Genomic DNA, 25,713 nt, shown 5'->3' with positions numbered 1-25,713 from the left:
AAATGCTTATTCAAACCACTCAATTAGAAAAAAAAGTTACGACTCAAGACGGTATTCTACACATTTTACAGCCAATTGACCTGTCTATTGAAGCGGGCCAAACCGTTGCTATCGTGGGCGCATCAGGCTCAGGTAAATCGACCTTACTGTCTTTACTTGCGGGGTTAGACCTTGCAAGTGGCGGTGATGTTTCCATAGATAACGTAAATTTGGGAGATTTGGATGAGGAGCAACGTGCAAAAGTGCGCGCTGACAAAATTGGCTTCATTTTCCAGTCGTTTTTATTAATCCCGAGTTTGACTGCTCTAGAAAATGTGATGTTACCAGCTGAACTAGCCGGACATAAAAATGCTGAGCAACAGGCGCGAGAGCTGTTAACCAAAGTTGGATTAGGAGAGCGTTTAAAGCACTACCCAAACCAATTATCTGGCGGTGAACAACAACGGGTCGCGATTGCGCGCGCTTTCATCGGTACGCCGAAAATATTGTTCGCTGATGAGCCAACAGGAAACTTAGATGCTACTACCGGGCATAAAGTTGAAGATTTATTGTTTGAAATGAACAAGGAATCAGGCACAACGCTGGTTATGGTCACGCATGACCCTGAGTTAGCGAAGCGTTGTCAGCGTATTTTGAAGATGGATGCGGGGCGATTAACCGAGGTAAGCAACGATGTGGCATAAGATTTCATGGCGATTATTACGCCACGAGCTTAAGCGCGGCGAGTTGACAATTATGGCTGCGGCTATCGTGCTGTCAGTGACTGCGGTGTTGTCGTTGTCGTTATTCACCGAGCGTTTGCAATCGGGTTTGTTGGCTCGCAGCGCTGAGTTTCTCGCAGCTGACAGGGTATTAAGTTCGCGCCGACCAATTTCGGATGAGTGGTTGGAGCAAGCTCAGCAACGCGGATTAGATACCGCAAATCGGGTTGTATTCAATAGTATGGCTTTTGCCGACGATAATTTGGCACTCGTAGATATTAAAGCCGTGAGCGATGGCTATCCGTTGCGGGGTAGTTTACGCACAGCCTCTGAACCCTTTGGTGACGAAACGACAGTCATTAATCAGTTGCCAGGCGAGGGCGAGGCTTGGGTTGCTGCCGCCTTGTTTCAAGAGTTGGATCTCGAAGTTGGTGATACGCTTGAAATTGGGCAAAGTAAATTTAAGGTTTCTCGAGTGCTGACGTATGAGCCAGACGTCGGTTTCTCGGTATTTACGGATAGTCCCAATGTGCTCATTCATTATGATCAGCTCGAACAAACGGGCTTGATACAGCCGGGTTCACGGGTGCGTTATAACGTGCTGTTTGCCGGTACCGCTGAGCAACTCGATGGTTATTACGAGTGGTTGGCACCGCAACTTAATGATGACACGCATAACTGGCGAAGTATCGAGGATGGTGATAGCCCACTGGCTCGCAGTTTGCAACGCGCTGAACGGTTTATGTTGCTGGCAAGTTTATTGGGAGTGGTATTGGCCGCCACCGCGGTGGCTGTGGCCGCTCAACGATATTGCCAGCGGAACTACGATGTGGTCGCTATTTTCAAAACCCTTGGTGCTGAACGTCGACAAATTCAGCGGATTTTTATTCTGCATTTGTTACTACTGACTTTCATCAGTATTGGCGTCGGTTTATTGCTTGGGTGGGTAATCCAAGCGCAAGTGATTGAGTTTGTTGCCGCGCAGTTGGGTGCGGAGCTACCTGCGGCAGGCCTGAAACCTTACGTGTTAGCATCGGCAACAGGTCTGGTTAGTGCGGTCATGTTTACCCTCTATCCATTGCTACGTTTGATCGCCATTCCACCGCTACGGGTATTAAATCGAGAGCTTACCGGCACGGATAAACTACGTTGGTTGCATTGGATTGCATCGGCAGGAACCATCTATGCGTTATTGCTGATTTACAGTCAACAATGGTTACTTTCAACAGCGCTATTTGCCGGTGGTGCAGTGGCTGCCGTTTTGCTATTGGCCGTAGGTCGCTTATTTATTCGGGCGAGCCGACAGGCTGGTATGCAAGCTGGTAGTGCATGGCGTTTAGCGATGGCTGGCTTGCAGCGACGTGCGCAGGCCAATAGCGTGCAAATGTTAAGCTTCTCGACCGCGATTATGTTGCTGCTATTAGTATTAGCGCTACGCAATGAATTATTGGCCGATTGGGAACGCCAACTTCCTGATGATGCGCCAAACTATTTTATTGTGAATGTTGCGCCAGGTGATGTGGCGCAATTGGAGCAGCGTTTTGCCGCACGCGATATCGAATCAAATGATATGTATCCGGTGGTGCCGGGAAGGATGACAGCAGTTAATGGTGTTCCAGTTCGTGATGAGGTGACCAAAGAGGCCGGCGGCGATGAAGCAGATACGCAAACCAATAATGCCGAGCAACGCGAAGGCTTTGGGCGCGAACTTTCGCTGACCTGGCGAGATGATCTACCACCGAACAATACCATTGTTGCTGGTGAGTGGTGGGGTGACAATCCTCAGCCACAAGTATCTATTGAAGAAGAAGTTGCTGAGCGGATGCGTTTGTCGATTGGCGACGAGCTGGAATTTAATATCGGCGGCAATACATTCACGGTGCCGGTAACCAGCATCCGTAAGGTAAACTGGGGATCGTTGCAGCCGAATTTCTTCATGATATTTAACACCAGCACGTTAGAAGATTTCCCAGCGACGTTTATTTCGAGCTTTAATCTACCGAAAGAACGCCAAAGTGAACTTTATGAGCTGTTTAAGCCGTTCCCTGAAGTTTCATTAATTGATCTCGATGCGATTATGGAGCAATTACGTGAGGTGATTGACCAAGTCAGCATTGCCATTGCGTTTGTACTCGTACTGGTATTGATTGCTGGGATATTAGTGTTGTTGGCTCAGGTACAGGCGTCGATGGAAGAACGCCAGCAAGAATTAGTGATTTTGCGCACATTAGGGGCACCGGCGAAGCTACTTAGCCGTAGTGTTACTTACGAGTTTCTGATCCTCGGTGCAATTAGCGGCTTAATCGCAACCCTTGCAATGGAATTGTCGTTGTGGATTTTACAAACACAAGTATTTGAAATGGCGGCAACCATTCACTGGCGTTTCTGGTTAGTTGGTCCGCTGGCTGGTGCTATTGTCGTTGGAACATTAGGGCGATTGGCTTGTGCTCGATTAGTACGACGTAACACTGCGCAGTTAATTCGCAAGCTCGCGTAACTTTAACGCGAGCTTGTGACATTAAGAGTCGATCGCTTGGTCAATGTATTTTCCGAAAAGCTGCTGCCAATATGGTTGGTAGTCTTTTCGGAACACCGCAAAATGCCCAATACGTTTTAGCTGTAGGTTATTGGGGGAAATAACATGTCTTTGTTGAGGTGCATTGGCGTAAAAATCGTGCATGGCACGAATGTTGTGCGCGGTTAGCATTTCATCATCAGTAAAGCTTATTGATGTGATCGGTGTACGAATATTGGCATAGTGATCATATAGCTGTTCTGCACCCACCAAATAATCGGGATGCAAACACCAGCGACGCCATTGTTGCATGGCTGCGGCTGGCACATCTCCTACAATCCCCAGTTTTCGGCCTGGGAAATAACCACTCAGCGGTATTAACCATGGCGTAATCGCTCGCCATAATATCCATGATTTGTATTTCAGTTGTGGCTTTGTGTCTCGCCAAAAACCGGTTCCGGTAGCGACGGTGAGCATTTGTCGAACGTTTTGATTATTTGGGATCATGCCAAACAATTGACCACTAATGCTATGTGCGAACCAGAGTAAGGGTAACGACGGTTGTTGAGCGATTGCGTAGTCGATAACAGCGGCGGCATCGTAGGTGGCCCAATCGGTTACCGTGGTTTGGACGTGCCCTAGCGGCTTATCAATTGATGCGCCTATTCCGTAATAATCGAAACTGATGACATCAAATTGCTGTTCATTGAGCCACTGACAAAAATGTTGATAGAACGCCTGTGGTACCGCCATCGCTGGCGCCATGATGATGACACCCCGCGGATTTCGGGCGTGCCAATGGTAGGCAATAATCGTTCGTGCGGGCGCCGACTGAATACTGACGCGTCGTGGATTTTCCATAGGGTGCTAAGGTAATGCTTTGATGTAGGGTTTTACGGTAACTTTGGCGTATACACCAGCAGCAAAATAAGGGTCGGCATCAGCCCAGCGTTTTGCTTCTTCTAATGAATCGAATTCCGCGACAACCATCGAGCCGGTGAATCCAGCATCACCCGGGTCACTCGAGGCAATGGCAGGGCATGGGCCCGCAACAAGCAGTCGACCATCGGCTTGAAGTTGTTGCAGACGTTCTAAATGCGCAGGACGGGTTGCACGTCGCGCATCTAACGAGTTTGGCGCATCTTCAGCCCAAATAACAAACCACATTATTCAATTTCCTCTGCATCTTTTTCACGGTCAGTGTGATGTTTAAACATATAGGCGCCAGAGAACACACTAAAAATAAGTGTCGCTCCGAGTGTGCCGAAAACTTTGAAATTTACCCACGCATCTAAACTCATCATTTCAGCAATATAAACGTTGATAATCGCCAGCGAGAGAGAAAATATGACCCATGCGTAAGTCAGCCGTCGCCACGCAAATAGCGGCAAATTAATCTCGCTATCTAGCATGCTCTGGAGTGGACTACGTTTTTTCCACCACATGCCAATGAGCAAAAATAGAGCAATAGCAACGTAAATGACGGTGACTTTGATCTTCACGAACCATTCATCACGTAAAAACAAGGTAATACTTCCGAAAATCAGTACCGCCCACATGATTATCCAGTGGCGTGTGGTGACCGGCTCACGCATAAATTTCATGACGATGATTTGCATGACGGTGCCAATCATTAAAACGCCAGTCGCGATGAAAATATCGCCAAGCAGGTAAAAAATAAAAAATAAAATGATTGGTAAATATTCAAGTACTAACAACATGATGATGCCCGATTTATTCTTGTTCCCGCAGTGTGCCAGAAAAGTTTGTTAGGTACTAGATTCAGTGACTACACTTAAGCCAAGTAAGTGAGCGAAATAAGGTACAAGTATAGTTTTTCTACAGCGAGAGGCCAGCATGAAAATTTTGATTACAGGTGGCACGGGTTTAATCGGTTCAGCATTAATTCCACATTTATTGACGGATTATCAGGTTACCGTCATTAGTCGTAATCCGCAGCGCGCCATTCAACGTCTAGGCTCGCAAGTTCATGTGATCCGAAGCTTGGATGAAGTAACGGATATCAGTGATTATTTTGCGGTGATCAACTTGCAAGGTGAGGGGATTGCGGACAAACGTTGGAGCTCTCGACAAAAACTGCGAATTGAGCAAAGTCGTTGGAATATCACTCGGCAGTTGACCGAAGCGATTCAAGCAGCAGCGCAACCGCCGCAAGTATTTATCAGTGGCTCCGCAATTGGCTATTACGGTGCCCAAGGGAATACGCCTGTTACTGAGGCAACCAAAGTAGAGAAAGATGACTTTGCTCATCATTTATGTGCCGAATGGGAGCGGTTAGCATTAGCCGCTGAGTCAGAACAAACCCGTGTTTGTGTCGTGCGAACAGGCGTCGTTTTAGCGCCAAAAGGCGGTGCGCTACAAAAGATGTTACCACCTTATTTACTTGGCCTTGGCGGTCCTTTAGGAGACGGCAAACAAGGGTTTAGTTGGATTCAGTTAGACGACATGGTGGGAATTATTTTATTTTTGCTCGCCAACGAAAATACGCGTGGTATCTATAATGCAACAGCGCCACAGCCGGTTGAGCAAAGAGAGTTCAGTAAAACCGTGGCAAAAGTGTTACGAAAATCACACTTTATGCGGGTGCCAGCATGGACTTTAAAGCTAATGCTTGGCGAGATGTCACACATGTTACTAACCGGCCAGTTGGTTATTCCTGAGCGTCTGCAACAGGCCGGTTATCAATTTAAATATCCAAACGTTGAGGCTGCACTCAAACGATGCTTGTTGCCGCCTTCATAGTTTGAACAAACTGAGTGAGTTCATTCACTAATTGGTGCTCGTCGTGTTGGTGCTGCTCCAGAATTTTGACGATGGCTGAACCACAGATAGCACCTGCTGCGCCAGCGTCTAACGCCGATTTAACGTGTTCTGGTTTAGCGATGCCAAAACCGAGTAACGGCGGGGCACTTTGATTATGTCGTAAGTGCTCAATCACAGCACTTGCCGGAGCTTGCATTTGTGTTTCAGCACCAGTGACACCGGCACGGCTTAACAAATAAACATAGCCTTCACTGTGCTTAGCAACATTTGCCAATGTTTGCTCGGATGCATCGGGTGGCGCGATATAAATAGGTGCTACACCATGTCGTTTGGCGGCTTCAGCAAATTTTAATCCTTCGCGCACCGGTACGTCGGCAATGAGTACAGAATCGACACCAGCCTCGGCGCAGCGCTGATAGAATGACTCGGTGCCGTTACTGACAACAAGATTCGCGTAAACCAATAAACCGATAGGTAGTTCAGGGTAGTTTGAACGAACTTGTTGAATGACCGCAAAAGCATCAGATATGCGCGTACCCGCAGCAAGTGCGCGAATGTTCGCTTTTTGAATGGTCGGGCCATCGGCCACTGGATCAGAAAACGGTAATCCCAACTCGAGTGCATCGGCGCCGCCGTCAATAAGAGCTTCGATAACTTTGAGGCTTAACTCAGGTGTTGGATCGCCCAAGGTCACAAATGGGACAAACGCGCCTTGCCGTTTCGATTTTAACTGCTCAAACATATGTTGATAGCGATTCATGCCTGCTCTCCTTGCTGGAAAATACGGCGCACATGGTCAATGTCTTTATCGCCACGACCAGATAGGTTAATCAGTAATACTTTTGGTGCATCAGGTTCTGCTGCGCGACGAAGCGCGTAAGCGAGCGCATGGGCTGATTCGAGAGCCGGTATAATTCCTTCATGTTGCGCAAGAATTTGGAATGCATCCAATGCCTCTTGATCGGTCACTGACTCATAACGTGCACGCCCAATTTCCCTTAAATAAGCATGCTGTGGACCCACGCCAGGATAATCGAGACCAGCTGATACCGAATAACTTTCCTCAATTTGACCTTCGTCGGTTTGCATCAGGAATGATCGGCAGCCATGCAGAATGCCGGGTTTACCAGCGGTTAGTGTTGCGCCATGATGTGCTGTTTCAACGCCTTTACCGGCCGGTTCAACACCAACTAAAGCCACATCGGATTCGTCGATAAACTCGGCGAACATACCAATGGCATTGGAGCCACCGCCAACACAGGCAATGACTTCGTCAGGTAGGCGGCCAATGCGTTCGAGCATTTGTGCTTTGGCTTCGGCACCAATCATGCGGTGAAACTCACGCACAATGGTTGGGAATGGATGCGGACCAGCCGCAGTTCCGAGCAAATAATGGGTCGTACTATAGCTGGCAGTCCAGTCGCGCATCGCTTCGTTTACGGCGTCTTTTAAGGTGCCGCTGCCGGTATCGACTGGCACCACTTTGGCACCCATGAGTTCCATCCGAAATACATTCGGTTGTTGGCGCGCAACGTCTTTAGCGCCCATGTAAATAATACACTCGAGGTCTAATAGCGCACATGCAAGCGCGGTTGCTGTGCCATGCTGACCTGCGCCGGTTTCGGCGATGATGCGTTTTTTGCCCATACGCTTTGCCAGCAAGGCTTGGCCCAATACCTGGTTCGTCTTGTGGGCACCGCCGTGCAGCAAATCTTCGCGTTTCAGATAAATTTGCGTGCCATTGGGCGAATGCAACGGCAAATTGCGACAAAGCGATACAGGAGTAGGACGTCCTAGGTAATTCTTCAACAGGTCGGCGAATTCGGCCTGAAACTCAGAGTCTTGCTGAGCATCAATGAAAGCTTGTTCGAGCTGATCCAAGGCCGGCAACAAAATTTCAGGTACAAATTGGCCACCAAAGTCGCCAAAGTAAGCGGATAGTTTCTCAGTTGATTGGGTCATGATACTGCCTCCTGATCCGGCTGGATCTGGTTTTCTGATTTACCGTAAGTACGAATGTGTTCGAAAAATTTTAAGATTTTACCGGCGTCTTTGCGGCCTTTGGCGTACTCAACGCCCGAATTGACATCGAGTTGCGAAATTCCTGTTGTTTGCGCCTCGCTCAAGTTCGCAAGGCTTAATCCACCGGCGAATATACACTGACTTAATTGTTGTTCACTTAATCCTTTGAGCAGTGACCAATCAAACGGCTGGCCGCTACCACCAAAGCGATTATCGAGTAAAAATGCATCCACTTCGAGGTGTGGCAAGATGAGTGGCTCATCCACACCAATGGCTTTCCAAATCTTTGTAGTTGGCAGCGCTTTGCGTAACTCGCTAATGTAATCAATGTCTTCTTGACCGTGTAACTGCACAATCGCTAATTCTATGGATTGAGCTATTTCGATGACTTGCGCCAGCGGTTGATCGGCAAACACGCCAACAAAATTCAAGAGCGGCTCTGCGTGCACAATAGTCTGAGCTTGTTTTAAGCTGACATAGCGCGGTGAGTGTTCAACAAAAATTAATCCACCATACGCTGCACCGGCAGCACGGACGACGGTCGCATCGGCCGGCTCGGTTAGGCCGCAAACTTTGTGCTTTCCGTAAATTAGCTCACGGCAGGCTTGATCGACATTGTCGCACTGTGACAATGCGCTTCCAATCAAAAAGCCGTCGACATGGGCGGCCGCTTGTTGAATTTGCGCATGATTCGAATACCCCGATTCAGCCACAACTAAAACACCTTCGGGAATACGTTGACTCATATCAATACTGCGCTGCGGATTGATGGATAGGTCATGCAGGTTGCGATTGTTAATACCGATGATGTTTGCGTTTAAGGCTAACGCGCGCTCAAGTTCTGGTTCCGTGGCCACCTCGGTGAGTACATCAAGCTGCAATTCCGCAGCGAGTTCGGCTAATTGGCGGTACTCGTCATCAGTTAATACGGACAGCATTAATAAAATGGCATCGGCGCCAAAATGGCGAGCCAAAATAACCTGCTCTGGCATCACGATGAAATCTTTGCAGAGCACCGGCTGCGGCACAGCAGCAGCCACGGCAGCTAAATAGCGATAATCGCCTTGAAAGTAATCGGGCTCAGTGAGTACCGAAATGGCGTCGGCATATCGACTATAGGTTTGCGCCAAATTCACTGGATTAAAGTTGGGACGAATCAAGCCTTTCGATGGCGATGCTTTTTTGCATTCAAGAATAAAGCTAGCTCGTGGCTGCGCCAGTGCTTGGTATAAACTGCGTTGGCTTGGCGCCAACTGCTTTTCTATTGACGCGATATCCAATTGCGCCAAGAACGTTTGTACCGAGCTGCGGCGAGTTTCTACAATTTCGTTAAGTATTGAACTAGCCACGATTAAACTCCTGAAGTTTTTCTAAGTGCGTTAACGCGGCGCCTGATGCCAGATGGTCTTGTACAGCCGCTGTTGCCTGTTTTAAGTCGGCATACTGGTCAGTCACATAGAGCATGGCTGCAACGGTGACGGCAACAGCATTGGTTTGCGCTGGCGTTGCTGCGCCCGCTAAAACCTGCTTGAGTAATTGCGCATTATAATCCGCGTCGCCGCCAACTAACTCAGCCACTTGCGCTGGCTGTACGTCAAAATCAGCGGCATTGAGCGTGTATTCGGTCAGTTCGCCATCACGTAATTCAACCACATGGGTCGGACCATGTAAGGCAATCTCATCAAGCCCCGAACCGTGGACGACCATGGCTCGCCGACAACCCAATAACTTCAAAGTTTCTGCCATCGGCCGGCACCAGCTTGGATCATACACTCCGAGCACTTGTGCATCAGGGCGTGCAGGGTTAACCAGCGGCCCTAGCAAGTTGAATAAAGTGCGAGTTTTAAGCGTTTGTCGACTTGGCATGGCATAGCGAATGCCTGGGTGATAATGCGGTGCAAATAGAAAGCAAAAGTTAAACGTATCGAGTTGCTGCTCGGCAATCTCAGGATCTTGCGTTACTGATAAGCCGAGGCTCTCGAGAACATCTGCTGAGCCAGACCGCGATGACACGCTACGGTTACCATGCTTAGCCACAGCTAAGCCCATGCTGGCAGCAACTAACGCGGCGGTGGTCGAAATATTCATGGTGTTACTACCGTCGCCACCGGTACCACAACTATCGATAACGGCTCGGGTAGGGCGCTTAAATGGCTTTGCCGCACGTCGTAATGCTTGTGCAGCACCGGCCATTTCTTCGGGCTGTTCGCCACGAAGTTTCATTGCCGTTAATGCGGCGGTTATTTGAATGTCATTAAGCTCGCCCTTAACCAAATGGTCGAACAGCTTTTCTGCCTGTTGCAGGGTTAATGGCTCACCGTTGAGTAAAGAATGAAGTGCCTGCATGATTAACCCCCGTACGGCTCAGATCGGTATTGTTGAAATAAGTAGGCGACGGTTTGCGCTAATAGCTGCGTACCGCGGCTGGTCAAAATAGATTCCGGATGGAACTGAAAGCCGATAGCCTGAAATTCTGGGAATTCTGCCGCCATCGGAATTGCCCCCGTTGCCGCAAGAACTTTAATTGAGTCGGGCAACTTGTAGCCACACAATGAATGATAGCGAGCCACAGTTAATGGATTATCCAACTGTTCAAATATGCAATGTTGGCGAGTTTCGATCAGTGCTTTTTTGCCATGCACAATATCAGGGCACCGGTCCACCTCGCCGCCCGAGGCATGGATGAGCGCCTGAAAGCCAAGACAGATGCCAAGCATAGGGAAATGGCCTTGAGCGGCTTTTATCAACGCCAGCAAGTTGCCGGAATGAGCAGGGTGACCCGGCCCTGGCGATAAACATAAGAGCTGCCGCCCAGAATAGTCGCGCATGTTCGCTATCAACTGCTGCACGTCGATATCGTTGCGATAAACCACCAATGGGTAGCCAAGCTGGCGCAATTCATCTACGAGGTTGTAGCTGAATGAATCGAAGTTATCGAGCATCACAATGCGATCAGGGGCCGTTGTATGCGTTGTTGGATTAGCGAGCATTCGCAGCCTCCTGAATACGTTTATTGGCATGACGTACGGCTTCGATGACTGCACGCGCTTTGTTTTCGGTTTCGGCAACTTCTGCGGCAGGGTCGGAATCATGCACAACACCAGCGCCAGCTTGAATGGTCGCTAAGCCATCTTTGACAAAGGCCGAACGAATCACAATGCAGGTATCCATATCACCAGCACCATTGACATAGCCGACGGCACCGCCGTAGCTACCACGCCGTTGCTGTTCAACTTGGCGAATCAGCGTTGCTGCGCTAATTTTAGGTGCACCTACTAAGGTGCCCATATTCATGCAGGCGCGATAAGCATGGAACGCATCTAAATCGTCAGCCAATTGCGCGACTACCCGAGAAACTAAGTGCATGACATGCGAATAACGGTCGACTTGCAGCAAATCGGCGACGTAGCGTGTACCCGGCTGTGCAATACGAGCCAAATCGTTGCGTGCGAGGTCCACCAGCATCATATGTTCAGAGAGTTCTTTTTGATCTAAACGCAATTCAAGCTCTAAGCGACTATCTAGATCGGCGTGAATCGTACCATCGGCATTTTTACCGCGTGGACGAGTGCCGGCAATCGGGTATAACTCAACTTGATTAGTTGCTGCCGTGTATTTGAGCGCCGATTCGGGGGACGCGCCGAACAACTCGAAACTATCGGTACGCAGGTAAAACATATATGGCGACGGATTGGCCTTTTTAAGCTCTGCATAGGCTAATAAACTATCGCTGCATGGCAGTTGAAAACGCCGCGAAGGCACCACTTGAAAGATATCGCCAGCACTGATGTGTTCTTTCAGCTGCAGAACTTGTTGGGCAAACGCTTTGGCCGAAGGGGTTACCTTCAAAGCGTCATCAACACCTTGGTTTTTGCTTTGCTTTTGCATTGACGGAAATTGGCATAAGGCAGCAATTTGACCCACTTGCGCCGCTATATCCGCATAATATTCCGCACTCTGTGGTCCGCTAATAAGACTAGCTAGAAGCTCGGTTGTTTGCCGTTGGTGATCAATAACAAGCAAAGTTTCAGCGAGGTAGAATTGATAATCAGGACAGCTATTTTCAGCTGTTTCAACGTAGGGTAATTGCTCAAACGTTGCCACATAGTCATAGGCAAACACACCGCCGATAAATATCGCCATGGCATGCGGTGCACCAAGTTGCGCTTTGGTTTGTAGTTTTTGCTGAACAATTCGTAACGGTTCGACATTGCTAGGAGCACGTAACCGCGAATCTTCGTCTGCAACGGCCTTTGTTTGTTTGAACTCACACTGCAACTGTCGGTTGGTTGCCGTGACCTCGCAAACATCGCTACCAAGTGCGTCAAGCTGTTGCGCTAACCATGGTAATAGCGCTGCGCCATTATTGGTAAGCGCTTTAATGATGACGGTTTGGCCGTGACAGGTAAATTGCACGGCGGCATTCACCATGAGCAAGCTTTTGAGATTCTGCCGCGACTGAATTTCGGCAGAATCGAGCAATAAACTTGGCTGCTGCGGCGAGCAGAGCCTTTCGTATACGGCAAGCGTATCGGCTTGATACGGTAGCTTCATGCGTAAACTCGTCAAGAAGCCCGGTTGTTCAATAATATTCACGCTACAGTACTCTTTCTTGTTGAGTGATAGTCGATAACTTTTGGTTGTTCAAAGTTGTATAACTTTCTTTTGCCGCTTGATATCGATAAGCGTGAATAAAAAAACCCGCTTATCGAAGCGGGTTTGTAGCAAACGTGATTAACACGCACAGATACATCGCCCGCTAGCTCGGGAAATGCCACCACCAGTTTTTACGTAGTTGTGATTGCTGTGCCATTGTTATCACGGCTGCTTCCTTTATTTTGTAAACTAAATGACTAGCTTGTCTAATTGATGAGTCGAATGTATCGCGATTAAAAAGTGATGTCAACGCTCAATTGACAGTCGCTATTAACGAACGTTGTGCTTCATAATGCGCGCCTTTTGACGCTGCCAATCGCGTTCTTTAATGGTGTCGCGCTTATCGTGAGACTTCTTACCCTTGGCGAGGTAAATTTCTAACTTCACCAAATGCTTTTTCCAATACATTGCCGTGGCGACAATGGCGTAACCTTCGCGTTCACTGGCACCGATTAGTTTGTCGAGCTCGCGCTTTTTTAATAAGAGCTTGCGGGTGCGTTCAGGGTCGCACACAACGTGGCTTGAGGCTGAGATAAGTGGTTGAATTTGCGCACCAAGTAGATAGGCTTCGCCATTTTTGATGATGACGTAGGTGTCGCTAATGTTGACCTTACCAGCACGGATACTTTTTACTTCCCAACCTTGCAGGGCTAAGCCGGCCTCAAATTTATCTTCGAGGAAATATTCGTGCCGCGCTTTTTTATTCAACGCGATGGTATTTGAATTTTGATTTTTTTTAGTTTTGCTCATGCGCCGTATTATACCGATGGCAGGAAAAATTAAAATTTGTTTTATTGCAAAATCACGGGTTTATTTGCTCAATTTGAGAGGGTGATTCAATGTATGAAATGCGCTATCATGCGCATCATTTTAACCAAACGAGGACTGCGATGCCGACTATTGAACGGAGTGCTTTAGTACCATACAGCGATGCGCAAATGTACGCATTGGTGAATGACGTCGATCGTTATCCGGAGTTTGTGCCAGGTTGCCGCAGTGCATCGGTGCTAGAGAGCGATGAGCAAAATAAAGTCGCCCGTCTCGATATTTCTAAAGCCGGAATCAGTAAATCGTTCACAACACGTAATACGCTTGTACCGTTTGAACGAATTGATATGGTGCTTGTGGATGGACCGTTTCAGTATTTGCGTGGTGGCTGGAGTTTCCATAAGCTTGATGAACAGGCCTGCAAAATTGTGTTAAAGCTGGAATTCGAGTTTGCGAATCGTCTGCTCGGCATGGCATTTGGTAAAATTTTTAATGAGCTGCAAAGCCGCATGGTTGATGCGTTTGTACAGCGTGCACAACAAGTGTATGGGTCACAATAAATAATGGCACCGCAACAAATTCAAATTGAAGTAGCGTACGCAACGCCTGAACGTCAGCAAATTATTCCGCTGCGAGTTCCTGTCGGTACGATAGTTGAAGATGCGATTGAGCGTTCACAGATCAAACAATATTTCCCAGAAATTGATCTCTCGGAACAAAAGGTTGGTATCTGGAGTAAAGCGGTTAAGCTCGATCATGAATTACGAGAAGGTGATCGTATCGAAATTTACCGCCCACTTATTGCTGATCCTAAAGCGGTTAGACGCCGTCGTGCGGATCAAGCTATAGATGAGGGGCGAGCCGATCCGGTTACTGGTGGACGTCGACGTCGACGCCAAGATGAATCAGCTGATTCAGCTGAGGAGAACGAATAAGTCGTGGCTGTTACCCTGTTTATTATGCGCCATGGTGATGCTGAACCAGCGCAGGCATTAAAAGCTGATGCAATACGCCCGCTAAGCACGCTCGGTGAGAGTGAGGTGTTGGCAAGTGCCGATTGGCTGAAAAGCTACATGCAAGAACAGGGAACGCAATTCGATTGGTTATTAGCCAGCCCATTTATTCGTGCCCAGCAAACCGCGACCATTGTTGAATCCATTACTCCCGCCAGTCACCGCGATGTTGCTGATGATGCGATTCCTGAAAGCGATCCGCAAGAATTCTGTGATTGGTTTTTTGCAATGTTGCAAAGCCGCTATCCGAACGCTGAAACCATTGTGTTGGTGTCGCATATGCCGTTTGTGAGCTATCTTGTGGCGACGCTGGATAAGAAAACGCCGCCGTTGTTGTTTCCGACGGCTGGGATGGCGGAGTTGAAGTTGGATGTGGCGATGCAGCGAGCCGACTTCATCCGCATGGTCGTTCCTTAAAAACCGTTATTCGTTATTCGTGCGCTACGCTGTTCGTCCGCTGCGCTCTTCGAACAGTGCGAAGCACGGACGAACAGTGAGCGAAGCGAACGTACGAATAACGAATAACGAATAACGAATAACGAATAACGAATAACGAATAACGATTAACGATTAACGAATGAGGATGAGGAGGGCGGCGTTGCCACCGTGAGCCGCAGGCGCCTGATGAAACGCTCGCACCGCCGGATGCTGTACCAACCAATGCGGTAAATTCTCCTTTAAAATACCCTTCCCGTGACCACTCATAATGGAACAACAGTCAATATTCTGTTTTGTACAAGCATGCAGTAGCGCGGCGATTTCGCGCTTGGCCTCGGCTTGCGTCATACCGTGTAAATCAAGAAATAATTCGGGTGGATAATCGCCGCGGCGAAGCTGCTTGAGTAAGTGCGATGATTCGCCTTCTGCACAATAGCGTACGGGACCTTCGGGGAAATGCGCTCGAAAGGTATCAGAAAAGAAAAACTCCGCCTGCTGTTGGCGTTCAGGGGTATTCGAGCCTGAAGGTTTCCTGGCTCGTTTGGGGCGCGGCGCTTGCACGGTTTCGCTGCGAATGCGGCGATCGACCTTTACTTGCTCACGAAACAGTGCGAAATCGTCTGAATCTTCACTCATAACCACTCGATTTGTATCTATCAACGTACATCTTTGGATGCGAACTTAGTGCTATTAGGGTATCTTATGGCAAAGAACGGAACAACTTCGGAGAACCTACCTTGTCACAGGTAAATGTCACATTTACGCAAACCAATTTACATGATGCGCTGCGTTGGGCTGTCACCGCGATGCAGAGCGCAGATGTTTATTTTGGCCACGGCACCGATAACGCCTACAGCGAAGCGCAACTTTTGTTAGGGCATGTGACTCAGTTAAATTTTGAGCAACTCGCTATATTTGAGCAGGCCCACTTGCAAGAACACGAACTGGATGAGTTTGTGTCGTTGGTGACGACACGTATTGAAGAGCGGAAGCCAGCGGCTTATTTAATTGGCCAAGCATGGTTTGCTGGGCTGCCATTTATTGTTGACGAGCGCGTTCTGGTACCACGTTCGCCGATTGCGGAGTTGATCGAGAAGCGTTTTACACCGTGGCTAGCGCAAGAACCGAAGCGGATTCTTGATTTATGTACAGGAAGTGGTTGTATTGCTATTGCTTGTGCCTATGCATTTGATGAGGCCGATATTGATGCGTTGGATTTATCGTTAGATGCGCTTGCTGTTGCTGAAGAGAACATCGCGATGCATGGTTTAGAAGAGCGCGTTATTCCTATTCAGTCGAATTTGTATGATGGTGTGCCGAAGCAACGTTATGATCTTATTGTGACGAATCCACCGTATGTCGATGCCGAGGATATGGCGGATCTACCAGACGAATTTAGACATGAACCAGAACTTGGTCTCGCAGCTGGTGATGATGGCTTAGATTTAGTTCGTACCATTTTACGTGAAGCACCGGAACACTTGACCGAGCACGGTGTTTTGGTTTGTGAGGTAGGCAACTCATGGGTCGCTTTGGCCGAAGAGTTTCCTGAAGTTCCGTTTGATTGGGTTGAATTCGAGCGCGGTGGCGACGGTGTATTTGTGCTGACGTATGCCGACCTCGTTGCGCATCGCGAAAAATTTTAGCGCGAAACCACACGACTAGAACGTAACAACAACGACTGAGACAGAGTGATGGCAGCAAATACTTGGGGTGAATTATTTCGGGTCACAACTTTTGGCGAAAGCCACGGCGCTGCAATTGGCGCTGTTGTTGACGGCTGCCCGCCAGGCCTAGAGCTTTCTGAAGCAGATATTCAACCGTTCCTTGATCGTCGGAAACCTGGGCAAAATCGATTTACGACCGCCCGTCGTGAGGCGGATAGCGTAAAGATTCTCTCAGGCGTATTCGAAGGGAAAACGACCGGAACGCCGATTGGGCTACTCATTGAAAACACCGATCAGCGCAGTAAAGATTACGGTGATATAAAAGATAAATTCAGACCAGGCCACGCTGATTATACTTATGCCCACAAATATGGCGTGCGCGATTATCGCGGCGGTGGTCGTTCTTCGGCGCGCGAAACGGCGATGCGAGTTGCCGCTGGCGCTATTGCGCAAAAATACTTAGTCGAAAAGTTCGGTATTAAGTTTCACGCGGGCGTGGTTCAAATAGGTCCACATTGTACCGACCCTGGTCAGCCAGATTTTGCTTGGCAACATGTCGCTAGCGATCCATTATTTTGCCCAGACCGAACGATGTCAGAAGCGGCACAAGAGTACCTCAAACAGTTGTTGAAAGATGGCGATTCTGTTGGCGCGCGCGTACGTCTTGAGGTGACCGGCGTACCCGTTGGTTTAGGTGAACCGGTATTTGATCGTCTGGATGCTGATTTGGCGAAAGCGTTGATGAGTATCAATGCGGTAAAAGCAGTGAGCATCGGGGATGGATTCGCGGTTGCCGGTCAGCGCGGCAGTGAACATCGCGATGCCTTAACGCCGAAAGGTTTTGCTAGTAATCATGCTGGTGGGGTACTGGGTGGCATTAGCAGTGGTCAGCCAATTATCGCCGAAGTTGCGTTTAAACCAACGTCAAGCATCACCATTGCTGGTGAGACGATTGATATTCGCGGCGAAACAAGCTCAATTGTGACGCGTGGCCGCCATGATCCTTGTGTTGGAATCCGCGGTGTACCGGTGGTCGAAGCGATGGCTGCGTTGGTGATCATGGATCATTGGTTACGTCAGCGGGCGCAAAATGGCGACGTGCACGCTTGCGTTCCAAATATTGAATTATGACGTTGTTCTATCTAGGTGCTGTTGAGAAGTATGCCACAACATCATTATCAGCAACTCATTGAGCTGTTTGACCAGTGTTTTTATAGTGACTACAAAACCCGATTGGTCGCTGGAACCCATGAGCCCTATTATCAACCTATGCAACACGCAGATGATTATCATCAGATAGTTTTTGCGCATGGCTTTTTTGCTTCGGCTTTACATGAAATCGCTCACTGGTGCATTGCCGGTGAACAGCGTCGGCAACTATTTGATTATGGTTATTGGTATGAACCAGATGGCCGTGATGCAAAGCAACAAGCTGAATTTGAGCAAGTGGAGCGCAAACCCCAAGCATTAGAGTGGCTGTTTTCGTTGTGCGCGGGTGTGCCATTTCAGGTCAGCGTAGATAACTTAGGCGGTATTGAGGTAGATAGAATAGCGTTTACAAAAGCTGTTCAAGAACAATTATCTCGCTATATAATTGAAGGCATTCCGCCACGAGCGGAGAAATTTGCCCGAGCTTTGGCTGAGTTTTATCAACAGCCTTGGCCCGCAACAACAATAACTAAATGGAACATAACATGAAGAATCGCCATTTTATTATGCTTTTAGTCGCGTTAGGTTTGAGTAGCTGTGCCACTATTGAAGGCATCGGCAAGGATCTTGAGAGTGCCGGCGAAGCCATTCAAGAAGGTACCCGCGATAAAGGTGAATAAGACTCCGTTGTTTCGTATTGGTCTCATTGTCAATTCATACGCAGGTTTGGGCGGCTCCGTTGCTTTAAAAGGGAGTGACGGCGCCGACACGGCGAAGCGAGCACTTGAGTTGGGCGCAACGCCGAAAGCGCCGCTACGCGTAAACCAAGCACTTCAGGTTATTCAAGCCTATTCGAATCACGTTCAGTTTGTCACCGGTGCAAATGGCCTCGGTGAGGAGATGGTGCGTGAGCGCGGCTTTGCCTATGACGTCATATATACCCCAGAACAGTCGCTCACATCGGCGGACGATACGCGCGAGCTAGCTCAGTTATTAGCTAAGCGAGATGATATCGATTTACTTTTGTTTGCGGGCGGCGATGGCACCGCGCGCGACGTTTGCGCGGTCTATCCGGCCCACCGACCTGTGCTTGGTATTCCTGCCGGCGTGAAAATTCACTCAGGCGTTTATGCGATATCACCCACTGCTGCGGGCAAGGTGCTTGAGCAACTTATTCAAGGTCAACTGACCAGCGTGACCAATGCGGATGTAATGGATATTGATGAAGATGCGTTTCGTCAGGGGACGGTAAGAGCGCGTCGATATGGTGAAATGCTAGTTCCAGCGGAGCTGCGTTATGTACAAGCAGTAAAAATGGGTGGTAAAGAAAGCGATGAACTTGTACTCGCAGACATCGCCGCCGATGTGATTGAGAGCATGGACGATGATACGCTGTATATCATGGGTTCAGGCTCAACAGTGGCGTTTATCATGGAGGAATTAAACCTGCCAAATACGCTATTAGGTGTCGATGTGGTGCTAGCAGGAAAGGTGATTGCTAGCGACGTGACAGCTTCACAGCTTGAACAACTCATCCACGAGCATCAAGGCCCTGTGCGGTTGATTATTACCGTGATTGGTGGGCAAGGCCATATTTTTGGACGCGGTAATCAACAATTGAGCCCAGCAGTGATTCGCAGTATTGGTAAAGAGAACATTCAAATTGTGGCAACCAAAGCGAAGTTACAAGCGCTAGGCCAGCGTCCGCTGCTTGTAGATACTGGAGAACCTGAATTGGATGCCGAATTGTCCGGGCTCATGCGCGTGACAACCGGCTACCATGATGAAGTATTCGTGCGGATTGAAAGCGCTTAAAATTGCGATTTCGGTAAACGAACTACAATTCCATCTAACTCTTCGGTCATTTCGATTTGGCAACTGAGACGACTGTTATCTTGCGGGTCGATCACCATGTCCAACATGTCTTCTTCCATTTCACTCGCGGGTGGAATTTTGTTAACCCAGGCTGGATCAACATAGCAGTGGCACGTTGCACATGACATGACGCCACCACACTCGCCAAGAATACCGTCGATCATGTGATCAACCGCACCTTCCATCAGGTTTTGACCAACCTCAACTTCAGCTTCAAATTCGCCGCCTTGGGCATCAATGTATATGACTCGAGGCATGACTAAAAACTCCTTGAATAATGGTTGCGAAGTGCATTGAAGGCGAACAGGTTACCACATAATAGTGCGGCAAAAGCGATGAAATTATTGTAGAATACCGCAATTTTTTAATCAGCAGAGCGAGAGTGGGGGCTTATGCAGGCTTTATTGGAGCGATTGTTTCAAATCAAAGCGCAAGGAAGTACGGTAAAACGTGAAATCGTTGCGGGTATCACGACGTTTTTAACCATGGCGTATATTATTTTCGTCAATCCCTCAATGCTTAGCGAAGCGGGGATGGACTATGGTGCTGTTTTTGTCGCCACCTGTTTAGCTGCTGCTATTGGCTGTTTGGTGATGGGCTTATGGGCGAATTATCCTGTAGCTTTGGCTCCGGGGATGGGGCTCAACGCTTTTTTCACCTATAGTGTTGTACTCGGTATGGGGTACACGTGGCAGACGGCGCTCGGTGCGGTTTTCTTCTCCGGTATTTTATTCTTCTTACTCTCTGCTTTGCGTGTGCGTTCGTGGATCATTAATGCCATACCAGTAACGCTTCGACTCGCAATCGCCGCAGGTATCGGTGCTTTCTTAGCGCTTATAGGCCTAAAGAATGCCAACATTATTGTCGCGAACAATGCCACTTTAGTGTCGTTGGGAGACATGTCGCAACTGTCTGTGCTACTCGCTGGCGCGGGATTCTTTCTGATTATTGGTTTGGTTGCACGGGGTATTCAAGGTGCCGCGCTGATTAGTATACTTTTAGTGACCTTAGCCGGATTTTTGCTTGGCGATGTTCAGTATAATGGCATCGTTGCAGCGCCACCAAGCTTGGCACCAACGTTTATGCAAATGGACATTGCCGCTGCGTTCGATGTTGCCATGTTGAGCGTGATTTTTGCGTTCTTATTTGTCGACTTATTTGATACGTCGGGCACCTTAATGGCCGTCGCACAACGCGCTGGTTTAGCGAAGCCAGATGGTTCATTACCGCGTCTTGAACGCGCGTTGATGGCTGACAGTACCGCTACCATTGCAGGTGCCGCATTAGGTACGTCGACCACTACCAGTTACGTTGAATCAGCATCTGGTGTTGCGTCTGGTGGTAAGACTGGACTAACCGCAGTGGTGGTGGGGTTATTGTTCGTTTTGGCTATATTCTTCGCGCCGTTGGCGGGCATGGTTCCGGCTTATGCGACCGCCGGCGCTATTATTTACGTCTCGGTACTGATGCTGTTTACACTTCGTTCAGTGGATTGGGACGATATTACGGAAGCGGCTCCAGTCGCTGTTGTGCTATTGATGACGCCATTAACCTTCTCAATTGCTGACGGTATTGCGCTTGGATTTATTAGCTACGTTGTCGTGAAAGCGCTTGGAGGCAAAGTCCGTGAATTAAATTGGAGTGTTGCGGTATTAGCAGCGCTGTTTGTCGCTAAATTTATTTGGTTGGGGTAATCATTATGGGATGGCATTCAAATCGCGAGTTTTTCGTATCGTGGGAAGAGTTGCATCGGGCAACTAAGGAACTGGCGCGCCGCCAGTTACCAGCTGAACAATGGCGCGGCATTATTGCGGTAAGTCGTGGCGGCTTAGTGCCTGCAGCAATTGTTGCACGTGAGCTGAATGTACGTGTTGTCGACTCAGTTTGTGTGAGTTCATACGATCACGACAGCCAACGCGACAGCGTAACCATGCTCAAAGATGTGAACGCAACCGAAGATGGCGAAGGCTTCTTGGTTATTGATGACCTCGTTGATACCGGTAATACCTTGAAGTTTTTACGCGAGCGTTTTCCAAAAGCTAAATTTATCACGGTTTATGCAAAGCCAGCAGGTATGCAATTAGTTGATGATTTTGTTGCTGACCTTGAGCAAGAAACATGGATTCACTTCCCATGGGATATGCATTTGCACTATGTGGAGCCACTAGCGGGTTCTGAGAGTTAATCGCTAAGCTCAGTCATACGACGAATAAAAAAAGCCCGAATTAACTTATTCGGGCTTTTTTTATACTATTTAGACAGTTATAGGAGTTAAAATTTGCTCTGCAAATGCTGCAGAACTGAGTCAATGGCAAGTTTTTCTTTCTCGCCACTGCGCCGCGATTTGTATTCAACCGCTTGCTCATCAAGATTACGCTCACCAATCACGATCTGATGTGGAATTCCGATAAGCTCAAGATCGGCAAACATCACGCCTGGGCGCTCTTTGCGATCATCAAACAATACATCAATACCGGCCGCCGTTAACTCGGTGTAGAGCTTCTCAGCAACATCTTGCACTCGAGCTGACTTGTGCATATTCATCGGTACCAATGCTACTTGGAACGGTGCCAAAGCGTCAGGCCAAATGATGCCGTATTGATCGTGGTTCTGTTCAATGGCAGCCGCAACAATACGGGATACGCCGATACCGTAACAACCCATTGTTAAGGTTTCGTGTTTACCGGTTTCGGTCAATACACCAACTTTCATGGCTTCAGAATACTTCTTACCGAGTTGGAAAATATGACCCACTTCAATGCCACGTTTGATTTGCAGAGTGCCTTGACCACAGGGGCTTGGATCACCGGCCACCACATTACGCAGATCAAAGGTTTCTGGCAGGGCGACATCTCGCTCCCAATTGATATTAAAGTAGTGGAAGCCATCTTCGTTGGCACCAGCAGCGAAATCCGCCATGACTGCGACACTGCGATCAATAACCAATGGCATTGGCAAATTAACTGGGCCTAATGAGCCCGGGCCAGCGCCGATAGCCGCGCGAATTTCTTCATCCGTTGCAAATACCAGCGGGCTAGCGACCAACTGATGTTTCGCAGCTTTAATCTCGTTGAGTTCGTGATCGCCTCGAATAATCAAGGCAACCAGTTGACCTTCTTCAGCGCCGTGCACAATCAGTGTTTTGACGGTTTTTTCAACGGGCAACTTGAACTGCTCAACTAATGCAGCAATTGTTTTAGCATCAGGGGTGGCAACTTTTTCCATTGTAGCCGACGGCGCAGGGCGTTGTGTTGCAGGCGCTACAGCCTCAGCCATTTCAACGTTGGCGGCGTAGTCGGAGCTGTCTGAAAACGCAATGTCGTCTTCACCTGAGCTCGCTAACACATGAAACTCATGCGATGAGCTACCACCAATTGAGCCAGTGTCGGCAATAACCGGACGATAATCGAGACCGAGGCGCTCGAAGATGCGGCAGTAAGCTGCATGCATCACGTCATAGGTTTGCTGTAGGCTGTCTTGATCTAGATGGAATGAGTACGCATCTTTCATGATGAACTCGCGTGAGCGCATCACCCCAAAACGTGGGCGAATTTCGTCACGGAATTTGGTTTGAATTTGGAACATGTTCAACGGCAACTGTTTGTAGCTGCTAATCTCTTTGCGTGCTAATTCACTGATGACTTCTTCATGAGTTGGGCCTAATACGAAGTCACGGTTATTTCGGTCGTGTAAACGAAGTAGCTCAGGGCCGTAGTCATTCCAACGACCTGACTCTTCCCACAAATCAGCGGGTTGAACCATTGGCATAAGAACTTCTAGAGCACCAGCGCGTTCCATCTCTTCGCGAACGACACGCTCAACTTTACGTAACACACGTAAACCTGTCGGTGTCCACGTATAGAGTCCGGCGGCAACTTTACGAATCATACCGGCGCGCAGCATCAATTGATGACTGATAACTTCTGCATCGGCAGGTGTTTCTTTTAATGTTCCTAATAAATATTGGCTGGTACGCATGTGATCCTCAAATTCCAGCAAAATTCCAATGGTGTGATTACCGTGAAATTCTATCAGTAGCGGCGCTGTGTCAAAAGCCTTTACTGATACTTATTACATGATTTTGTTGATTCAGCACGCGCCAACGAATATTCACGTTGTATAACGTCATGCCGTATTCGCGTTCATCATCGTCGTGTTGCTGATAGGCGGGGCGAGGATCTTGCGCAAGTACTTGGGTTATTAGCGCTTGTAATTCCGGATATTGCGGCATTAGATGCTGCAGTTCATATAGTGCTTGATCACTGAAGGTAGTCATCAAATTTTTTTCTGGCGCGGTTGGCGCAAAGCCGCCAGTTGCCTCTGCTATGGCATCGGCGTAGGGCACGTAAGGCTTAATATCAACCACCGGTGTGTGATTTACCCAATCAGCACCTTGCACGTCAATAATCGTCTGCTTGTTTTGATGTTCGATATTGATCATTTGAACCACCGACAAACCGATATTATTGGGACGAAACGTCGAGCGAGTTGCAAATACGCCGCGTTTTTCGTTGCCACCCAGACGTGGAGGGCGTACCAGAGGTTTCCAACCCTGAGCTGTGGTTTGGTGAAATAAAAATAAAACCCAAATATGGGAGAACTCCTTCAAACCCCGAACACAATCAGGATGTCCATAATCACCTTGCAATACGATTCGAGCCTTTGCTGCAGAAACGAGTCCTGGTTGTCGCGGTACGGCAAACTTCTCGGGATAGGGGGATTCAATGAATCCTATCGGCTCAATGCTATGAGAAGTCATATTTGTATGCTTGGGCATGGTGAATGTATCTGGTCGAATCAAATTTGTGATATTTGAGCATAATTTTGTGAATTTGACTATTTTATGATGAAAAACGAATGCCGGATAAATTTATAACATATTGAATAATAAAGGATAAATAATTGGCATGATAATTGCTTTATAAACTTCGAGTGAATTTTCTACGTCCTATAACGACGATGACAACATGAATCATTACGGAGACAACAACAATGAACCGTCAACGCACCACTTGGAGTATTGCCCTAGGAATGATCGCAGGTATTACCGTGATCAGCTTGCCATTTACCGCAAATGCACAGCAGCATGAAAAGCACATCAATGCGGAATACAGCGTTTCCGCTGAAACAGAACTGAGCTTTGATTCTGGCGTGGGAACCATTACGTTTGAGCGCACAGAAGGCGATGTTATGGAAGTTTCTATTCGTGCCTACAAAGATGATGACACTGTATTTAACAAAGACGGTAATGTTGAAGATGCTGAACTTGTTGCCGAGCAAGCTGGAAATCAGTTAACACTGCGAGTTTCGAACCAAGATGGTATTCAATTGGATTGGGTTATTAAATTACCGCGAGTTAATCGTGTTGAAACCGATTTAGGCGTTGGTGAAATTAATGGCGATTTGTGGACCACTGATATACAAATTGATTTAGGTGTTGGTGAAGTTGATTTAGATATTTATGGCGACTATAAGACCATTAAAACAGATGTTGGTGTTGGTGACAGCACAATTAAAGGGTTAGGCAATATTGAAAATAATCGTTTTCTGATGACTGCCAATAGCCGTGCTAATTCTTCAGGTAAGCATCGAGTGAGTGTTGATACTGGTGTGGGTGATATCGATATTACTGTGCATTAATTGTATCAACAAACTCAAATAAAAAGCCCCGCTTGGCGGGGCTTTTTGTTACTTAATGAGAAAACTTTCTAACGATTTACCTGAGTCAACTGCGGCCTTTAATGCTTTTGGCATGCGACCTTGTCCGGTCCAAGTCACTCGATTACCTTCAGTGTCGGTAATTTCGTATTTAGGTGGTTTAGGAGCACGTTTTTTCGGTGTTTTTGTTGTAATTGAAGGTTCGCCAACAAGTTCAGCTAAATCAATACCAGCTTCATCGATAAAGCGTTTTACTTCTTCGATTTTTCGTTGTTTTTCAGCTTCAAGCTTTCTAAGTTCCGCTTCTTCTTCGCGACGCTCTTCGATTACTTTATTTAATTTTTCTCTTACTTCTTCTAACTCAGTGACAGATAATTCCTTTACTGCTGCCTTTAAACGTCGTCCATGGTTTAAAATTTTCAAAAACTCGCTCATATTTATTCCAATTTATTAACAATGTGTGTAAT

The 25,713-nt window shown here is 47.9% G+C and carries 29 protein-coding genes and 1 other annotated feature; of the genes, 14 read left to right on the top strand and 15 right to left on the bottom strand.

The window, feature by feature from the left end; genetic code table 11:
- Positions 1-2: 2 nt before the first annotated feature.
- Both CWI76_RS03745 and CWI76_RS03740 read left to right on the top strand, forming a co-directional pair.
- Positions 3-683, top strand: a complete 681-nt coding sequence (locus CWI76_RS03745; protein ID WP_126759016.1) for an ABC transporter ATP-binding protein — start codon at positions 3-5, stop codon at positions 681-683.
- Positions 673-3,198 carry an ABC transporter permease gene (locus tag CWI76_RS03740; protein ID WP_126759015.1) on the top strand — a complete coding sequence of 842 codons (2,526 nt, stop codon included), beginning with the start codon at positions 673-675 and terminating at the stop codon, positions 3,196-3,198. Before CWI76_RS03745 ends, CWI76_RS03740 begins: the two co-directional genes overlap by 11 nt.
- Before the next feature lie 21 nt (positions 3,199-3,219).
- Here CWI76_RS03740 and CWI76_RS03735 read toward each other — a convergent pair whose 3' ends face one another.
- Genes CWI76_RS03735 through CWI76_RS03725 form a run of 3 tightly spaced genes read right to left on the bottom strand, consistent with a single transcriptional unit; the run spans position 3,220 to position 4,937 of the window.
- A complete protein-coding gene (locus CWI76_RS03735; protein WP_126759014.1) occupies positions 3,220-4,077 on the bottom strand; it encodes an alpha/beta hydrolase family protein in 858 nt (285 codons plus the stop codon).
- Between the two features lie 6 nt (positions 4,078-4,083).
- Entirely contained in the window at positions 4,084-4,383 is a 300-nt protein-coding gene (locus tag CWI76_RS03730) for a YciI family protein (RefSeq protein ID WP_126759013.1), read from the bottom strand.
- The gene (locus CWI76_RS03725; protein ID WP_126759012.1) at positions 4,383-4,937 is read right to left on the bottom strand and encodes an inner membrane-spanning protein YciB; all 555 of its coding nucleotides are present in this window, start codon (positions 4,935-4,937) and stop codon (positions 4,383-4,385) included. The genes CWI76_RS03730 and CWI76_RS03725 overlap by 1 nt, the downstream gene beginning before the upstream one ends.
- Positions 4,938-5,073: 136 nt before the next feature.
- Between CWI76_RS03725 and CWI76_RS03720 the strand changes: the two genes are divergently transcribed.
- On the top strand, positions 5,074-5,979 hold the full coding sequence (locus CWI76_RS03720) for a TIGR01777 family oxidoreductase (protein WP_126759011.1): 906 nt from the start codon (positions 5,074-5,076) through the stop codon (positions 5,977-5,979).
- On the opposite strand, the gene trpA is transcribed toward CWI76_RS03720, so the two are convergent.
- The 7 genes from trpA to smpB form a co-directional block, all read right to left on the bottom strand.
- Positions 5,951-6,760, bottom strand: coding sequence for a tryptophan synthase subunit alpha (gene trpA, locus CWI76_RS03715; RefSeq protein WP_126759010.1), 810 nt, complete (start codon positions 6,758-6,760; stop codon positions 5,951-5,953). The two genes, CWI76_RS03720 and trpA, sit on opposite strands and share 29 nt — an antisense overlap.
- On the bottom strand, positions 6,757-7,962 hold the full coding sequence (gene trpB, locus CWI76_RS03710; protein ID WP_126759009.1) for a tryptophan synthase subunit beta: 1,206 nt from the start codon (positions 7,960-7,962) through the stop codon (positions 6,757-6,759). The genes trpA and trpB overlap by 4 nt, the downstream gene beginning before the upstream one ends.
- Positions 7,959-9,371, bottom strand: coding sequence for a bifunctional indole-3-glycerol-phosphate synthase TrpC/phosphoribosylanthranilate isomerase TrpF (gene trpCF / locus CWI76_RS03705; RefSeq protein ID WP_126759008.1), 1,413 nt, complete (start codon positions 9,369-9,371; stop codon positions 7,959-7,961). Before trpCF ends, trpB begins: the two co-directional genes overlap by 4 nt.
- Complete coding sequence (gene trpD, locus CWI76_RS03700; RefSeq protein WP_126759007.1) at positions 9,364-10,368, bottom strand: anthranilate phosphoribosyltransferase; 1,005 nt, start codon at positions 10,366-10,368, stop codon at positions 9,364-9,366. The genes trpCF and trpD overlap by 8 nt, the downstream gene beginning before the upstream one ends.
- A 2-nt stretch (positions 10,369-10,370) precedes the next feature.
- Positions 10,371-11,012 (bottom strand): aminodeoxychorismate/anthranilate synthase component II, encoded by a 642-nt coding sequence (locus CWI76_RS03695; protein ID WP_126759006.1) that lies wholly within the window; start codon positions 11,010-11,012, stop codon positions 10,371-10,373.
- Positions 11,002-12,618 carry an anthranilate synthase component 1 gene (locus tag CWI76_RS03690; RefSeq protein ID WP_276567246.1) on the bottom strand — a complete coding sequence of 539 codons (1,617 nt, stop codon included), beginning with the start codon at positions 12,616-12,618 and terminating at the stop codon, positions 11,002-11,004. Before CWI76_RS03690 ends, CWI76_RS03695 begins: the two co-directional genes overlap by 11 nt.
- A gap of 95 nt (positions 12,619-12,713) precedes the next feature.
- Positions 12,714-12,811 (bottom strand) — a sequence feature (Trp leader region).
- A 137-nt stretch (positions 12,812-12,948) separates the two neighbouring features.
- Entirely contained in the window at positions 12,949-13,428 is a 480-nt protein-coding gene (gene smpB / locus CWI76_RS03685) for an SsrA-binding protein SmpB (RefSeq protein WP_126759005.1), read from the bottom strand.
- Between the two features lie 140 nt (positions 13,429-13,568).
- On the opposite strand from smpB, the gene CWI76_RS03680 reads away from it, so the two are divergent.
- The 3 genes from CWI76_RS03680 to sixA are packed head-to-tail and all read left to right on the top strand — an operon-like array spanning position 13,569 to position 14,876.
- A complete protein-coding gene (locus CWI76_RS03680) occupies positions 13,569-14,006 on the top strand; it encodes a type II toxin-antitoxin system RatA family toxin (protein WP_126759004.1) in 438 nt (145 codons plus the stop codon).
- Positions 14,007-14,009: 3 nt separating this feature from the next.
- Complete coding sequence (locus CWI76_RS03675) at positions 14,010-14,381, top strand: RnfH family protein (RefSeq protein WP_126759003.1); 372 nt, start codon at positions 14,010-14,012, stop codon at positions 14,379-14,381.
- 3 nt (positions 14,382-14,384) lie between these two features.
- The gene (sixA, locus tag CWI76_RS03670; protein WP_126759002.1) at positions 14,385-14,876 is read left to right on the top strand and encodes a phosphohistidine phosphatase SixA; all 492 of its coding nucleotides are present in this window, start codon (positions 14,385-14,387) and stop codon (positions 14,874-14,876) included.
- Between the two features lie 153 nt (positions 14,877-15,029).
- On the opposite strand, the gene smrB is transcribed toward sixA, so the two are convergent.
- Positions 15,030-15,533 carry an endonuclease SmrB gene (smrB, locus tag CWI76_RS03665; protein WP_126759001.1) on the bottom strand — a complete coding sequence of 168 codons (504 nt, stop codon included), beginning with the start codon at positions 15,531-15,533 and terminating at the stop codon, positions 15,030-15,032.
- A 101-nt stretch (positions 15,534-15,634) separates the two neighbouring features.
- Between smrB and prmB the strand changes: the two genes are divergently transcribed.
- From prmB to CWI76_RS03640, 5 genes are read left to right on the top strand one after another with little or no spacing between them, the layout of a single operon-like run.
- Positions 15,635-16,543, top strand: a complete 909-nt coding sequence (gene prmB, locus CWI76_RS03660) for a 50S ribosomal protein L3 N(5)-glutamine methyltransferase (protein WP_241967940.1) — start codon at positions 15,635-15,637, stop codon at positions 16,541-16,543.
- A gap of 48 nt (positions 16,544-16,591) precedes the next feature.
- Positions 16,592-17,695, top strand: a complete 1,104-nt coding sequence (gene aroC / locus CWI76_RS03655) for a chorismate synthase (protein ID WP_126759000.1) — start codon at positions 16,592-16,594, stop codon at positions 17,693-17,695.
- 30 nt (positions 17,696-17,725) lie between these two features.
- Entirely contained in the window at positions 17,726-18,262 is a 537-nt protein-coding gene (locus CWI76_RS03650) for an elongation factor P hydroxylase (protein WP_126758999.1), read from the top strand.
- Positions 18,259-18,393 carry an entericidin A/B family lipoprotein gene (locus CWI76_RS03645; protein ID WP_156265926.1) on the top strand — a complete coding sequence of 45 codons (135 nt, stop codon included), beginning with the start codon at positions 18,259-18,261 and terminating at the stop codon, positions 18,391-18,393. Before CWI76_RS03650 ends, CWI76_RS03645 begins: the two co-directional genes overlap by 4 nt.
- Complete coding sequence (locus CWI76_RS03640; protein WP_126758997.1) at positions 18,386-19,528, top strand: ATP-NAD kinase family protein; 1,143 nt, start codon at positions 18,386-18,388, stop codon at positions 19,526-19,528. Before CWI76_RS03645 ends, CWI76_RS03640 begins: the two co-directional genes overlap by 8 nt.
- Here CWI76_RS03640 and CWI76_RS03635 read toward each other — a convergent pair.
- Positions 19,525-19,845, bottom strand: a complete 321-nt coding sequence (locus CWI76_RS03635) for a 2Fe-2S iron-sulfur cluster-binding protein (RefSeq protein ID WP_126758996.1) — start codon at positions 19,843-19,845, stop codon at positions 19,525-19,527. The genes CWI76_RS03640 and CWI76_RS03635 overlap by 4 nt on opposite strands.
- Positions 19,846-19,980: 135 nt before the next feature.
- On the opposite strand from CWI76_RS03635, the gene CWI76_RS03630 reads away from it, so the two are divergent.
- The gene (locus CWI76_RS03630) at positions 19,981-21,282 is read left to right on the top strand and encodes an NCS2 family permease (protein WP_126758995.1); all 1,302 of its coding nucleotides are present in this window, start codon (positions 19,981-19,983) and stop codon (positions 21,280-21,282) included.
- 5 nt (positions 21,283-21,287) lie between these two features.
- Positions 21,288-21,773 carry a xanthine phosphoribosyltransferase gene (gpt, locus tag CWI76_RS03625; RefSeq protein WP_126758994.1) on the top strand — a complete coding sequence of 162 codons (486 nt, stop codon included), beginning with the start codon at positions 21,288-21,290 and terminating at the stop codon, positions 21,771-21,773.
- A gap of 86 nt (positions 21,774-21,859) precedes the next feature.
- Here gpt and CWI76_RS03620 read toward each other — a convergent pair whose 3' ends face one another.
- Both CWI76_RS03620 and tsaA read right to left on the bottom strand, forming a co-directional pair.
- Complete coding sequence (locus CWI76_RS03620) at positions 21,860-23,566, bottom strand: proline--tRNA ligase (protein WP_126758993.1); 1,707 nt, start codon at positions 23,564-23,566, stop codon at positions 21,860-21,862.
- 70 nt (positions 23,567-23,636) lie between these two features.
- Positions 23,637-24,347, bottom strand: coding sequence for a tRNA (N6-threonylcarbamoyladenosine(37)-N6)-methyltransferase TrmO (gene tsaA / locus CWI76_RS03615; protein WP_126758992.1), 711 nt, complete (start codon positions 24,345-24,347; stop codon positions 23,637-23,639).
- A gap of 233 nt (positions 24,348-24,580) precedes the next feature.
- Here tsaA and CWI76_RS03610 point away from each other — a divergent pair, with 233 nt between their 5' ends.
- The gene (locus tag CWI76_RS03610; protein WP_126758991.1) at positions 24,581-25,228 is read left to right on the top strand and encodes a hypothetical protein; all 648 of its coding nucleotides are present in this window, start codon (positions 24,581-24,583) and stop codon (positions 25,226-25,228) included.
- 48 nt (positions 25,229-25,276) lie between these two features.
- Here CWI76_RS03610 and CWI76_RS03605 read toward each other — a convergent pair whose 3' ends face one another.
- Entirely contained in the window at positions 25,277-25,681 is a 405-nt protein-coding gene (locus CWI76_RS03605) for an H-NS family histone-like protein (protein ID WP_126758990.1), read from the bottom strand.
- Positions 25,682-25,713: the final 32 nt, after the last annotated feature.

Origin of the sequence: Pseudidiomarina marina, from assembly GCF_003987045.1 — a bacterium.
In the GTDB taxonomy this organism is placed as follows: domain Bacteria; phylum Pseudomonadota; class Gammaproteobacteria; order Enterobacterales; family Alteromonadaceae; genus Pseudidiomarina; species Pseudidiomarina marina.
The sequence above is the reverse complement of the archived record's forward strand: the minus strand, read 5'-3'. Positions and strand labels throughout refer to the sequence as shown.

Coding starts and splice junctions, on each gene's coding strand:
- gpt (WP_126758994.1), top strand. CDS start 21,288: ATGGGATGGCATTCAAATCGCGAGTTTTTCGTATCGTGGGAAGAGTTG.
- CWI76_RS03645 (WP_156265926.1), top strand. CDS start 18,259: ATGAAGAATCGCCATTTTATTATGCTTTTAGTCGCGTTAGGTTTGAGT.
- trpA (WP_126759010.1), bottom strand. CDS start 6,760: ATGAATCGCTATCAACATATGTTTGAGCAGTTAAAATCGAAACGGCAA.
- CWI76_RS03605 (WP_126758990.1), bottom strand. CDS start 25,681: ATGAGCGAGTTTTTGAAAATTTTAAACCATGGACGACGTTTAAAGGCA.
- CWI76_RS03650 (WP_126758999.1), top strand. CDS start 17,726: ATGCCACAACATCATTATCAGCAACTCATTGAGCTGTTTGACCAGTGT.
- smrB (WP_126759001.1), bottom strand. CDS start 15,533: ATGAGTGAAGATTCAGACGATTTCGCACTGTTTCGTGAGCAAGTAAAG.
- trpD (WP_126759007.1), bottom strand. CDS start 10,368: ATGCAGGCACTTCATTCTTTACTCAACGGTGAGCCATTAACCCTGCAA.
- tsaA (WP_126758992.1), bottom strand. CDS start 24,347: ATGACTTCTCATAGCATTGAGCCGATAGGATTCATTGAATCCCCCTAT.
- CWI76_RS03695 (WP_126759006.1), bottom strand. CDS start 11,012: ATGCTCGCTAATCCAACAACGCATACAACGGCCCCTGATCGCATTGTG.
- CWI76_RS03635 (WP_126758996.1), bottom strand. CDS start 19,845: ATGCCTCGAGTCATATACATTGATGCCCAAGGCGGCGAATTTGAAGCT.
- CWI76_RS03675 (WP_126759003.1), top strand. CDS start 14,010: ATGGCACCGCAACAAATTCAAATTGAAGTAGCGTACGCAACGCCTGAA.
- CWI76_RS03740 (WP_126759015.1), top strand. CDS start 673: ATGTGGCATAAGATTTCATGGCGATTATTACGCCACGAGCTTAAGCGC.
- CWI76_RS03745 (WP_126759016.1), top strand. CDS start 3: ATGCTTATTCAAACCACTCAATTAGAAAAAAAAGTTACGACTCAAGAC.
- CWI76_RS03735 (WP_126759014.1), bottom strand. CDS start 4,077: ATGGAAAATCCACGACGCGTCAGTATTCAGTCGGCGCCCGCACGAACG.
- aroC (WP_126759000.1), top strand. CDS start 16,592: ATGGCAGCAAATACTTGGGGTGAATTATTTCGGGTCACAACTTTTGGC.
- CWI76_RS03610 (WP_126758991.1), top strand. CDS start 24,581: ATGAACCGTCAACGCACCACTTGGAGTATTGCCCTAGGAATGATCGCA.
- CWI76_RS03720 (WP_126759011.1), top strand. CDS start 5,074: ATGAAAATTTTGATTACAGGTGGCACGGGTTTAATCGGTTCAGCATTA.
- CWI76_RS03680 (WP_126759004.1), top strand. CDS start 13,569: ATGCCGACTATTGAACGGAGTGCTTTAGTACCATACAGCGATGCGCAA.
- CWI76_RS03730 (WP_126759013.1), bottom strand. CDS start 4,383: ATGTGGTTTGTTATTTGGGCTGAAGATGCGCCAAACTCGTTAGATGCG.
- smpB (WP_126759005.1), bottom strand. CDS start 13,428: ATGAGCAAAACTAAAAAAAATCAAAATTCAAATACCATCGCGTTGAAT.
- CWI76_RS03725 (WP_126759012.1), bottom strand. CDS start 4,937: ATGTTGTTAGTACTTGAATATTTACCAATCATTTTATTTTTTATTTTT.
- CWI76_RS03630 (WP_126758995.1), top strand. CDS start 19,981: ATGCAGGCTTTATTGGAGCGATTGTTTCAAATCAAAGCGCAAGGAAGT.
- CWI76_RS03620 (WP_126758993.1), bottom strand. CDS start 23,566: ATGCGTACCAGCCAATATTTATTAGGAACATTAAAAGAAACACCTGCC.
- trpB (WP_126759009.1), bottom strand. CDS start 7,962: ATGACCCAATCAACTGAGAAACTATCCGCTTACTTTGGCGACTTTGGT.